At 55.5% G+C, this 12,403-nt stretch carries 10 protein-coding genes; 2 read left to right on the top strand and 8 right to left on the bottom strand.

Annotated features, from left to right (window positions below; translation table 11 throughout):
* Window positions 1–6 precede the first annotated feature (6 nt).
* From tssC to C1Y41_RS10265, 3 genes are all read right to left on the bottom strand, one after another.
* Window positions 7–1,548 carry a type VI secretion system contractile sheath large subunit gene (gene tssC / locus C1Y41_RS10275; RefSeq protein ID WP_186368984.1) on the bottom strand — a complete coding sequence of 514 codons (1,542 nt, stop codon included), beginning with the start codon at window positions 1,546–1,548 and terminating at the stop codon, window positions 7–9.
* Between the two features lie 38 nt (window positions 1,549–1,586).
* Window positions 1,587–2,084 (bottom strand): type VI secretion system contractile sheath small subunit, encoded by a 498-nt coding sequence (gene tssB / locus C1Y41_RS10270; protein ID WP_104085399.1) that lies wholly within the window; start codon window positions 2,082–2,084, stop codon window positions 1,587–1,589.
* Between the two features lie 332 nt (window positions 2,085–2,416).
* Window positions 2,417–3,121: an MgtC/SapB family protein gene (locus tag C1Y41_RS10265; RefSeq protein ID WP_039380478.1), complete on the bottom strand. Its 705-nt coding sequence runs from the start codon at window positions 3,119–3,121 to the stop codon at window positions 2,417–2,419.
* Between the two features lie 413 nt (window positions 3,122–3,534).
* Between C1Y41_RS10265 and ddlA the strand changes: the two genes are divergently transcribed.
* The gene (ddlA, locus tag C1Y41_RS10260) at window positions 3,535–4,629 is read left to right on the top strand and encodes a D-alanine--D-alanine ligase (protein ID WP_104085398.1); all 1,095 of its coding nucleotides are present in this window, start codon (window positions 3,535–3,537) and stop codon (window positions 4,627–4,629) included.
* A gap of 7 nt (window positions 4,630–4,636) precedes the next feature.
* Here ddlA and C1Y41_RS10255 read toward each other — a convergent pair whose 3' ends face one another.
* Window positions 4,637–6,055, bottom strand: coding sequence for a GGDEF domain-containing protein (locus C1Y41_RS10255; protein WP_094111012.1), 1,419 nt, complete (start codon window positions 6,053–6,055; stop codon window positions 4,637–4,639).
* 217 nt (window positions 6,056–6,272) lie between these two features.
* Window positions 6,273–7,748, bottom strand: coding sequence for a SulP family inorganic anion transporter (locus C1Y41_RS10250; protein ID WP_104085397.1), 1,476 nt, complete (start codon window positions 7,746–7,748; stop codon window positions 6,273–6,275).
* Window positions 7,749–8,679: 931 nt separating this feature from the next.
* Between C1Y41_RS10250 and C1Y41_RS10245 the strand changes: the two genes are divergently transcribed.
* Window positions 8,680–9,393, top strand: a complete 714-nt coding sequence (locus C1Y41_RS10245) for a polyphenol oxidase family protein (RefSeq protein ID WP_039380486.1) — start codon at window positions 8,680–8,682, stop codon at window positions 9,391–9,393.
* 143 nt (window positions 9,394–9,536) lie between these two features.
* Here the strand turns inward: C1Y41_RS10245 and idnO are convergent, their stop codons facing one another.
* The 3 genes from idnO to C1Y41_RS10230 all read right to left on the bottom strand — a co-directional run bounded on the left by idnO (window position 9,537) and on the right by C1Y41_RS10230 (window position 12,200).
* Window positions 9,537–10,301 carry a gluconate 5-dehydrogenase gene (gene idnO / locus C1Y41_RS10240; protein ID WP_039380488.1) on the bottom strand — a complete coding sequence of 255 codons (765 nt, stop codon included), beginning with the start codon at window positions 10,299–10,301 and terminating at the stop codon, window positions 9,537–9,539.
* Window positions 10,302–10,310: 9 nt separating this feature from the next.
* On the bottom strand, window positions 10,311–11,342 hold the full coding sequence (gene idnD / locus C1Y41_RS10235) for an L-idonate 5-dehydrogenase (protein WP_104085396.1): 1,032 nt from the start codon (window positions 11,340–11,342) through the stop codon (window positions 10,311–10,313).
* Between the two features lie 159 nt (window positions 11,343–11,501).
* A complete protein-coding gene (locus C1Y41_RS10230) occupies window positions 11,502–12,200 on the bottom strand; it encodes a response regulator transcription factor (protein WP_255402082.1) in 699 nt (232 codons plus the stop codon).
* Between the last annotated feature and the right edge of the window lie 203 nt (window positions 12,201–12,403).

Below are 12,403 nucleotides of genomic sequence, written 5' to 3'. Positions count from 1 at the left end.
GCCGCCTTACGCTTTCGCTTTTGGCATCCGGGATACCAGTGACAGGTTGACGTCCATGCCTTCCACCTGAAAGTGCGGCACCGCAAACAGCTTCACGCGGAAGAAGCCTGGATTGTCCTCAATGTCTTCCACCACCACTTTTGCTTCACGCAGCGGGTGCGAAGCCTGCAGCGCATCGCCCGGATTTGTCATCTCCGTCACCAGCGTTTTTATCCAGTTATTGAGCTCCAGCTCCAGCAGGCGACGATCTTTGGTGGTTCCGATGTTCTCGCGCTGAATCAGCTTCAGGTAGTGCGCAATACGCGACAGCAGGAAGATATAGGGCAGGCGGGCATTGATACGGCTGTTTGCCGTAGCGTCAGCCGTGTCATACAGCGCCGGTTTCTGCGTGGAGTTTGCCGAGAAGAAGCAGGCGTAGTCGCGATTCTTATAGTACGAGAGCGGAATAAAGCCGAGGTTCGCAAACTCAAACTCGCGGGTTTCCGGGATCATCACCTCTGACGGGATTTTCACCTGGTTGCCGGTGCCGAGATCGTAAAGATGAATAGGCAGGTCATCTACTGCGCCGCCCGCCTGTGGACCGCGAATTTGTACGCACCAGCCGTTGCTGATGAAACTTCTCACCATATTTGCGGCAAAAGCGAACGCGGCGTTTACCCACAGATATTTCTCGTGGTCCGGGCCTTTCACCTCCTCCGCGTAGTTAAAACTGCGTACCGGCATGGTGTCGGGGCCCCAGGGCAGACGACCCAGCACGCGCGGCATGGTCAGGCCGATATAGCGGGCATCATCGGTTTCGCGGAAAGATTTCCACCTGATGTACTCAGCGCGATCAAAGTAGTTGCCGATATCCTTAATGGCCGCGACCTCTTCCATGGAGTCTTTCAGGAAGAACGCCGGACCTGCTGAACCGATAAACGGCATATGCGCAGAGGCTGCCACTTTAGAGATGTTGCGCAGCAGCGCGATATCCTGTGCGGATGCATCAAACTCATAGGCTGAAATGACTGCCCCAATCGGCTCACCGCCTGGCATATCGTATTCGGCAACGTAGGTCTGCAAATAGAGACCGCTCTGGACTATTTCCGGCGCATCTTCAAAATCCTGGCGCAGGTCATCTTTCGATATGTCCAGCACGTCGAGCTTCACGTTCTGACGAAAGTCGGTTTTATCTACCAGGGATTTAAGGCCGCGCCACACCGACTCAACCTTCTGAAACGCCTCATGGTGCATCACTGCATCCAGCTGACGGCTAATCTGCGCATCAAGCTCAGCAATGTGGTGATCCAGCAGATGCTTGTCGAGTTTCTCAACCTGTGTGTTGCTGCTTTTCAGACGGGTAAGCAGCACCTGTATGGCCGCGGTAACGCGCTCATCGGCCGAGGCGTCTGACAGCGCCTGACTATCCTGCCAGACGTTCAGATCGCTGAGTTCAGAGACCGGATTGAGATTGATTTTATCAAACAGCGAGGCGTAAACGCCCTCCGCTGCCGGGCGCTGCGGCACGGCGGCACTGCCCGCAGACAGGGTTTCATTCTGAACTGACATCAGGATTGTCTCTCGTATTAGTCCGTTAAGGGGAGAATTCAGTCGTGGTTACTGGCGAGGGCAGAAAGCTCGCTGCGCAGTTCACGGCTCAGGGCCGGATCTCTGAGAATGGTTTCAAACTCTTTGCGAAAGGTCGCATTGTCGAGCAGGTTGGATTTCAGATCGCGCAGCAGGTTGCGCATGGCCAGCATCACATTGAGCTGCGGGATTTGACGGGCAACCTGTTCCGGCTCGAAGTCCTTCATGCTGCGAAATGTCAGGCTGACCTGTTGTTCGCTACCGTCAGCGGCGACGGCGTCTGGTACAGCGTAATTTACCGCAGGTGAAAACTCGCTCAGCACGCTGTCAAAGTTGTTTTTGTTGACGCTGATTTTTTCGCGTTCAGAAACTACACGCTTATCTCTGCCGTTGCTGAAATCGCCTGTCACCAGCAGTTTCAGCGGCAGCTCAGTTTTCTTCTGTGCCCCGCCGGTATGCAGGTCAAGGCGCAGATTAATACGTGCTTTAGGGATCTCGTTTTGATAAGAATTGCTCATATTTACTCCTGTAAAAATGGCGAAAAAAACAGATAACCCTTCTGCTTCCTTAGGGGTATGGCGTGAATATAAAATAGGCCGGATTAATAAATCAACCGCATGGGTTAAATTCTTATAATTGATTTATATAGAAAAAAAGCGGAAATTCGACTTAAGTCATTGAAATTGATTTTTAAAACATTGTTCAGATTTATCTGAAAATTAATCGATTGTATTTTTCATTCCGCCAGGTTATGAGACCTCTGCGCAGTTAACTTGATCATTATATTTTAACTGTTTTTTTATGGAACAGTTCCTCGATGTAATTAACAAGCAGGTAAAACCAGACGCTTTTAATCGCGCTCCATACCGCACACCTGCCAGCGCACCGCACTGACGCCCTTCTCCAGGCTGATGCGGCTGACAAGATTTTCCAGCTGCTGGGTCAGATTGGGCTTACCCAGCACTTCGGCGCTGACCATCATGCGCTGCGAGCTGTCGATATCTTCACTCTGCAGCGATTGCAGGCGCAGATCGCTGTTGCCTAAACTGTGCAGCATCAGGCTGCGTACCTGCACCTCATCCTGCGCCAGGCAGGTGATCTGCACCGTATAGTGCTGCACCGCTTCGGCGGCCGGCACCAGCGTCTGACGGTTGATGCTCCGCGTCAGTTCGCGCAGCAGAATGTTAGCGCACAGGATGATCAGGGTGCCGATAGCCGCCTCCAGCAGCAGCCCCATGCTGCACAGCACCCCAACTGCCGCCGTGCACCAGAGCGTGGCAGCGGTGTTGAGTCCGCGCACGTTCAGGCCATCACGCATAATCACGCCGCCACCGAGAAAGCCGATGCCGGAGACCACGTAGGCGGCGATGCGCGATGCGTCATGGGCAATACCAGGTACGCTCTGCGTCATCAGTACAAACAGGCAGGCACCGGTGCTGACCAGCGCGTTGGTGCGCAGGCCGGTCATGCGCTGCCGCAGCTGGCGTTCGCTGCCGATCAGCGCACCCAGAATCAGTGCTGCAGTCACCCGCAGCAGGAAAATTTTCCAGTCCATTTTATCCTCCGCATGTCAGCAGACGCTGACAACAGCTCAGAATGAAAGAATGGATCGCAGCGGGCGACGTGCTGCACGTGAGGCAGCAGATGAACAGAGGCCATTCGGGAGGGAATATGCCATCTCAACGCGCGGTTAAGACAGCGGGAACACTATCTTAGCGCGGACGCCTTTTGCGATCGTTTGGGACAGTTGTCCAAGAGAGTGCTCCTGTTAAGTAAACCGCCGCGATTTTAAGCACAGAAAGTCGCGTAATCAAACTGATTTCCCGTCTGTTTAGGGATGATTGACCGTTTTTTGCAACAGCGGGAGCACGGCAGCAGGCGCGCCGTTCTGATGCGATTTGCGCTCCCCTGACCCGGAATACGCGTGCTATCTTAGCTGCTCGCTTAACTGCAATCGGATAAGAAACAATGGCAAAACAGCGCGTAGGGATTGTCTTCGGCGGCAAATCTGCTGAGCATGAAGTCTCATTACAATCAGCAAAAAATATTCTGGATGCGCTGGACCCGCAGAAATATGACGCGGTGCTGCTGGGCATTGATAAACAGGGCCGCTGGCGGCGCTATGACGCCGGCCGCTTTCTGCTCAACGCTACGGATCCGGCGCGCATTGCGCTGCACCCGGAGGGAGAAGCCGTGGCGCTGATACCCGGAGGCGAGCGGGCGCAGTTTATCGGCTGTGAGCAGGCGGAGCCGCTGCCTCATCTGGATGTCATTTTTCCGATTGTGCACGGTACGCAGGGGGAAGATGGCTCACTGCAGGGGCTGCTGCGCATGGCGGATGTCCCGTTTGTCGGCTCGGATGTACTGGGGTCCGCTGTGAGCATGGATAAAGATTTTACCAAGCGTCTGCTGCGTGATGCCGGTCTTCGCGTTGCGCCGTGGATCAGCGTGACCCAGGCAGAGCGCGACACGCTGGACGCGGCAGCGGTCATTGCGCAGCTGGGCCTGCCGCTGTTTATCAAACCGGCTAATCAGGGATCGTCGGTGGGCGTCAGCAAAGTTACCGATGCCGCTGAGTTTAACGCTGCTGCCGATTTAGCGTTTCGTTTTGACCGCAAAATCCTGATTGAAACAGGGATTAACGGGCGTGAGATTGAGTGCGCGGTGCTGGGTAACGACGCGCCGGAAGCGAGCCCGTGCGGAGAAGTAGTGGTGCAGGATGCGTTCTACGCCTATGACACCAAATATATCAACGCCAGCGGTGCGCAGGTGGTAGTGCCGGCAAACATCAGCCGGGAAAACAGCGCGGCTATTCAGGCAACCGCGCTGGCCGCCTTCAAAGCGCTTGAATGTTTTGGCATGGCGCGTGTCGATGTGTTTCTGACGGATCGCGACGAGATCGTGGTGAACGAAGTGAATACCCTGCCCGGCTTTACCAATATCAGCATGTATCCCAAGCTGTGGCAGGCGGTGGATCTGAGCTATCGCGATCTGATCAGCCGCCTGATTGAGCTGGCGCAGGCGCGACATCAGCAGCGTCAGCGCTTAGCCAGCACGATGTAAGCGGCGCTCAGGCCACATGACTGGCGCTCAGCGCGGCGGCGGGCGCCACCTGGTTACGTCCGTTGCGCTTGGCGCTATAGAGATGTTTATCTGCTGCGGAAATCAGCCGGTTAATCACCTCCGGCCACTCCCGCTCGTGCCGCGCGCAATCCCACGCCAGGCCCATGCTGGCCGTCACCGTCACGCTGTTTCCTTTGATCCAGAACTTTTCGCGCGCCAGCGCCTGGCGCACGGACTCCGCCAGCCGGTAGAGCTGTTCCGGCACGGCATCAAACACCACAATCACAAACTCTTCGCCGCCAAAGCGGCAGATCATGCCCTGCTGCTGCGCCACCTGTTGGATACGTCGCCCAATCTCTTCCAGCACGCTGTCACCGGCGTCGTGTCCGAAGTTGTCGTTAATGGTTTTGAAGTAATCGACATCCAGCATGATCACGCCGGTATGGCGCTGCAGAGAAAACGGCATCTGTTTCAGCTGTTCATACAGGCCGGAGCGCGACAGCTGCTGCGTCAGCACATCGACGTTTGCCCGCAGCGCCAGACGCTGATTAAGCTGACGGATAGCGTCCATACTGACCGCCACCAGCAGCGGGCTCAGCGCAACGGTCGCCACCCCGAGGCGTGCCGACGTAAGGTGGCCAATCGGCAACAGCGCGTCGTTACCCTGAATATTCATCACGCCGTGAGAAACCAGCACAATCTCTGTAATACCGGTCAGCAGGATCACCACGCTGGTGACCGGCATAGGCAGCACAATCGCACACCAGATCAGCGCCGGCACCGGAAAGGTCAGACTGCCGGCGCCGCCAATCAGCGCGCCCGCTGTCAGCGACAGCACCACGGCGAGCAGCGGCAGCAGCGTCGCCGGCGTCAGCAGCTGACGCAGAGAGACGCTGCGCAGCGGGCGGGCCAGCATAACAGGCAGCAGCATCAGCGAGGTCGAGATCTGTTCGCTGAACCAGTCAGCCCATGCGACCACAAAGCGCGCATTGAAATCGATGCCCTGCGCCCAGGCGCCCCAGGTCGCACAGGCAGCGGCCCCGAGTAAACAGGCGGGAAAAATGCGCATCGCATTGACGACCTGACTGCTGGCAGCCGGTGTCTGCAGCGGTCTGATCAGCATACAGACCGCGACAAGCGTAAACAGAATATTGGCGATATTGATTGTGACAGCAGCAAAGGCCCAGCCTGAAAATACCGTGTCGTTAAAAATCATCGCGGCCAGAGCAACAAGATAGCTGGAGGGCGTATGCAGAAAAGGCTGACGGACAATCAGCCCGGCAATCAGCGCATTAACAGGCCAGAACAGTGAAAACTCTTCAGGGACCCGCAGGTGGCTGCCAAGAAAACAGAAAAAGAGCGTAATCAAGAAAAGCGTGAGAGCATTTTTCTTATCGTTATGTTCATCAAACAGCGAAACGCGCATTCATCCGCATCCTGTAACCTGAAATCGTTGCCGCGTTGCAGTGGCACCCCCTATTGAACATCAGATCGTGCGGTGCCAATTCAGCGAACAGGTTCGGGTTTACTCTCCTGTTCGGCTGGCTAAGGCATCCGGCCTGCAGACGTTCTGCCGCCGATTATGCCGCGCCCGAACAAAAACCGTCTACCCGTGATATCCGATTTTTGCCGGGCATAATCACCTACTTAACGGCTACCGGCCACTGGCTCAGCCGTATGCCCCGCTCCGGCGCATTTTCGCCAAAGTCGCGCAGAACCGCTTTCACATCCGGATCGAGATATTCCGCGTTACCCTGCTCCACAATCACCAGGCTGTTTTCCGGAATTTCTGCCAGCACGCCCTGCAGCTTAGGGTTATGCATAAACGTCAGGTTCTGATGAAAGTGCAGCACATAGTGATCGTCATGGCGGGTGAGCTGCAGCGCATTGCGGTGGCTCTGATAGATGCTGCAGAGGATCTGCACGGCGATCCCGAGGAAAATACCGGCCAGCATCCCCAGCAGGATGATGCCGCCAATCGTGGCCAGAAAAGGCACCGACTGCGCCCATCCCATCCGGATCTGCTCAGCAAACAGGCGCGGCGTCGCCAGCTTGTAGCCGGTGTAAAGCAGCACAGCGGCCAGGCTGGCCAGCGGGATCGCGTTGAGCAGCGAACTGAACCACAGGCCGCAGACCAGCAGCAGCACGCCATGGATCAGAATTGAGAGTTTACTCTGTGCACCAACGCTGACGTTAACCGAACTGCGGACAATGACGGCGGTAATCGGCATTGCGCCCAGTAATCCTGCCGTTAAGTTACCTATTCCCTGCGCCACCATCTCTTTATCAGGCGAAGGAGCCGGATACTGCGGGCGCAGTTTTTTCAGCGCCTCCTGGCTGAGCAGCGTCTCCAGGCTGGCGACCAGCGCCAGCGTGATCGCGACCACCCAGACGGCGGGATTCTGCCACGCCAGCCAGTCCGGCGTTTCCAGCTCAGCGGCCAGCGCGCTAAGGCTGTCAAACGCAGGCAGTACGATACGCGGTAACCCGTCACCCAGCGCTGGTAAGAGCCGGTCTCCGGCGAAGGTTGCCATACAGCCAATCAGCACCGCCACCAGCGGACCGGGGATCCAGCTGAGCACCCTGACTGACTTAACCAGCGGCGTGGTCCAGAGCCAGAGCGTCAGCAGGCCCGCTGCGGCCACGCCTGCCGCGCTTGCTGAAAACGCAGTATTGGCTGACAGAAGCGCCCCCAGCCCGCCCTCTCCGGCTGCGCCCAGCGCCACCGGAATCTGCTGCATAATCAGCAAAATGCCGATTGCGGCCAGCATGCCTTTAATCACGCTGCCGGGCACCAGCGCGATAAACCGCCCGGCGCGCAGCAGGCCCAGCAGGCACTGCAGGACACCCGCCAGAATCAGCGCGGTCAGAAAAGCAGAAAAACTGCCCAGCGTCTGGATGGACGCCACCACAATCGTTACCAGCCCTGCTGCCGGGCCGCTGACCGCAAAGCGCGACGGACTCAGCGCGGTTACCAGCAGCCCGCCAATTACACCGGTAAGCAGACCGGCGAAAGGCGGCAGACCGCTGGCCTGAGCAATGCCCAGGCAAAGCGGCAGCGCCACCAGAAATACCACCAGCCCGGCCGGAATATCCTGCCGCAGTGTTTTAACGTTCATGGCACATGCTCCTTAGCTGATTGCGGTACAGATGACGCAGAGGGTATTTAACATAGCCTGAGCGGTGCTCATGACAGGGTAAAACGGCGCCGCGATATTTCACTGATAACGGTTTTTGTATCATCACAATCATCTTCTCTTTATGCCTGCGTATCTGATTTGCAGATAATAAATGCCCTCTGAGCAGGAGGCCGTAAACCTCCGCAGCGGAGACAAAGCAGCTTCACCTCACAAAAATTGGTTATAGCCGCTTAAGATTTAAGTTGCATCTTTATTATTTAACGCCGCGGGACGGCAGCCGTTTTGTAAAATAAAAGTCAGGAAAGGTAATTAATAAGTCAGTTTAAGCAAGCATATTTAAAAGAGGATAATTAGTTAAAGCGATTATATTTCAATGGATAAAAATCTATAAAAAATAACGCAAGAAGCTGGCTGACAAAAATATACATATTATCTGGCAGCAGCGTGCACCGCGCTGGCTAATAATCGCACTATAACCAGGATAGTTCTTAGTTATTAAAATTAATGCTTAGCGCAATAATCTGTATTACCCGGAAAACATCAAAATTATCCACTCATCGCTGGCGTAAAATCAGGTTATATATCATGAAATGCCGCCAGCGCCTGGCAGCTAACACAAAATGTAAATATGCGTGGCTCTGACGGTAAAACGTAATCCCCTGCGCCGCCGGGTGTTTTTTCAGTGGTCAAATTATTTACCGTTCCACTCTTTTATGCAGTTACTCCGGCTCTGCCCGGCAATCTCAGCGCAGGCCATCGTGAAACACAGCGCTGTGATACGGGCAGCTATAAGCTGAACGCATGACGTTAGCCGTGATGAGAAAGATATCTGCCGGAGCGCTGTAAAAACGTACCGGTTAACGTAAGCTGTGCGCAGTCGCCGGTTACGTTCAGGTCACAGGAGAGAAGTATGGAGAGTAAAATCTGCGGTCCGCGTTCAGCGCTGCTGGATAGCCTGACATGGCTGGAGTATGCCTTTCAGCCTGCGGGTCTGCCTGCACCTGAGGCTGCCGCTTACGGACATCAGCGTCACAGCGCCCGCGTGGTGTTATCGGGACAAAACCGGCCGCCAAAAAGCTGTGAATCTGACGGTGTGATTGCTGAAGATAACCGTCCGGTAGCGGTTTATACTGCCGACTGCCTGCCGGTGCTGTTTGCCGATCCCGTGCAGCAGCAGGTGGCGGCGATCCATGCCGGGCTGAACGGCACGCTTAGCGGAATTCTGCAAAGCGCGCTGGATGCCCTGCTGGCACGCGGCGCGAGTATCGATACGCTTTGCGTCGCTATCGGTCCGGCCATTGGCCCCTGCTGTTATGAGCTGGGCGAGGATCGTATCCGCCAGATGCAGCAGCGCAGCGATCTGCCGCCGCTGCAGTGGACGCATCAGCAACCCGTGAATCCGCAGGCGGTACGTGCGCAGGCGCAGGCGCAGCAGCAGGGGGCGTGGTTCAGCCTGCCCGGGCTGGCGCGCAGCATCCTGCTAGAGCGCGGACTCGGGCCGGCACAGATTGATGCGGTCAACGTATGTACCTACTGTATGGCCGAGGCGGGATCCAGCTACCGGCGCAATACCCACTTCAGTAGTGGATACCAGTCGCGCTTTTCGTGGATCCGCCGTCGTTAATCGCTTTGCTGCCCTGTGAGCAGCCGGCCCGTGGATAAGCGCACTAAGCGTCAGCAGAGCCGCGGCTCCAGGCGGCGAGATTGGCGCTTCCTTCTGAATCTCCACTGTTTAAAATGTTGCCGGGCAGGCTCTCGGGCCACGCACTACACGGCTACGCGCATACCGCCATCGACAAACAGCAGATGTCCGTTAACGAAATCTGAGGCGGCAGAGGCCAGAAAGATGGCGGCACCAATCAGCTCTTCCGGCTTACCCCAGCGCGCAGCAGGCGTACGCTTAGTCAGCCAGCCGGTAAACGCGGGATCGTCAGCCAGCGGCTGCGTCATCTCGGTGACAAAGTAGCCCGGCGCAATCGCATTAACCTGAATGTTGTAGCGCGCCAGCTCGACGCACATTCCCCGCGTCAGCATGGTGACTGCCCCTTTAGAGGCCGCATAAGGCGTGATGGTGTCGCGGCCCAGCTCACTCTGCATTGAACCGATATTGATAATTTTGCCGCGCTGGCGCGTTACCATCTGCTGCGCCACTTTTTGCGAGACAAAAAACACGGCGGTCTGGTTTACCGCAATTACGTCGTGCCAGTCCTGTTCAGGAAACTCCAGAAAAGGCCGCCGACGCTGGATGCCGGCGTTATTTACCAGAATATCGATGGCGCCCCACTGTGCTTCAATTTCATCGATCGCCTGATGCACCGCGCCGGAGTCGGTTACGTCAAACGCTTTGGCCCGGGCGACGATCCCCTGCTCGCGCAGGGCGGCGGCGGCGCGCTCTGCCCCTTCAGCTGTGGTCGCGTTAATAATCACTTCGGCGCCGGCTTCACCCAGGCCCTGCGCCAGCAGAAACCCGATACCGCGTGCTGAACCGGTCAGCAGTACACGCTTGCCGGCCAGAGAAAAGAGTGCGTTCATAGTATCTCCCTAAAAAGTCAGCTGAACTTTTGCCGCGCGGGTTTTATCGCTGGCAAACTGCAGCGCCGCATCGATATCCTGAAGCGGGTATTCCCCGCTGTAGAGCGGCAGCGGGTTGATAACGCCCTGCGCCAGCCACTCAACTGCCGTATTGAATTCATGCGTAAAACGGAACGATCCCGTCAGATTTATCTCTTTGGCAATCAGCGTCATCAGGGGGAAATCAGGAAATGCGCCGCCCATTCCTACCTGCACCACCGTGCCTCTGGCACACACAACTTCCAGGCAGCGCTGCAGTGACGCCGGATGGCCGGACGCTTCAAACGCAACATCGAAGTAGCCCTTATCCGCCATCCAGCCGGTGAAATCGCCGCTTGCCGCGTTAACTATTTGCGTGGCACCTATTTGCTGCGCCATCTCCAGCGAACGTTCACTGATATCGCTGCAGACAACCTCTGCAGCACCACGCGCCTGCGCGGCAGCGGCAATCAGACAGCCAATTGGCCCGGTGCCGGAGATAAAGATACGCTTACCGGTAAGATCGCCAGCCTGATGCGTGGCGTGAATGCAGACCGCGAGCGGCTCAGCAAACACCATCACCTTTTCATCGGCATCCTGTGGAAAAGGCACGCACTGGCTGCTCGCCACTACTTTGTGCCGGGTAAATCCGCCATCGACGTGCGGGACATACATTGCACTGCCAAAAAAGCGCATGGCGGTACACTGGTTCTCCTGCTGGCGCTGACAATATTTGCATTCACCGCAGGGTTTAGCCGGATTGACAGCCACTTTTTGCTGCGGCTGCAGGCGGGGATCGTCGCTTTCAATGACGTAACCAATCACTTCATGCCCGAGTATCATAGGCATTTGCAGCGCAAAGCTGCCCACTTTTCCCTCCTGGTAGTAGTGCAGATCGGAGCCGCAGATTCCGCCGCGCGTAATGCGCACCAGCGTGCCGGAGCCATCCCATTGCACCTGCTGCTGTGCGACACTGACCTGCTTTTTGCCGGTAATAACGCAGGATTGCGTTTCAATATTCATGTTTATCCTGTGAGTCTAATGATGTGACGACTATAAAAACGGGTTAAACAGGATAAAACTGTGATGAACATCACTCAGAACGATGTTACAGAAAAGATGTTACCGGGAACGTGAACTGGCTATCAGGTTGCTGCGCTCGGGCGCGGCCGCCCTGCGCGATTACCGGGCTGACAGCAGCTCCCGGCTATATTTAAATAGTTCCGAATCTGAACGGACGCCGAGCTTTTTCAGCGTCGACTGCTTCTGTCCGCTTACCGTCTTCCGGCTTCGTCTGAACTTGGCCGCAATCTGTGAAACGCTCATGCCATCAAGAAAGCAGCGGATCACTTCTGCTTCACGCGGACTTAATAATCTTATTTTTTCGTGAAGAACCGGCTTACAGCTGATACAGAAATCATCGTCCGCCTTTTTTCCGGAAATGGCATACAGCGTCTGGATCTCTTCAGCAAGGTGCGTGGCTAAAAACAGGTTATTCTCAGCAACGGATCTGACCGCCGCCAGCACCTCTTCAAAGGGATGGCTTTTACCGATAAACCCGTTTACGCCGGCCCGGAGTACCATTCTTGCTACCGCCGGGCTTTCGGCAGAGGTTAAAACCAGCATTTTCTGCATCGGATAGTGATTACGTATTTGCTTTATTAGCGTCAGGCCATCAATTTCACGCTCGCCCAGCAGGAAATCCAGAATCAGAACATCAACACTGTGCGTACTTAACGCGCTGAAAAGCTCGCTGCCGGAAGACCAGGCAGCAACAAGGTGAATATCGGGATGGTTTTTCAGACATAGCTCAAAAACCAGACGAATCATAGGATGACCGTCAAGAACAGCAATACGGACTGGCTGAGTGTTTAAATCCAATCTGCCTCTCCTCTAAAAGTATATGACAGGTAAAAGGGCTATATCGTTTAACCTTTTCAGTTAACTCAGTGGTAATAGCAGGAAAATCACCTTCACAATGTGATTATTCAGGTAATTATATAAAACCGATAAATAAAAAATTATTAAGATATGGAATTAACTGCTTCACAAATAAAATAAAGGATAATCCATCCAGAAAAAAA

It is taken from the genome of Pantoea sp. ICBG 1758 (assembly GCF_002928325.1).
Lineage (GTDB): Bacteria > Pseudomonadota > Gammaproteobacteria > Enterobacterales > Enterobacteriaceae > Pantoea > Pantoea eucrina.
The sequence above is the reverse complement of the archived record's forward strand: the minus strand, read 5'-3'. Positions and strand labels throughout refer to the sequence as shown.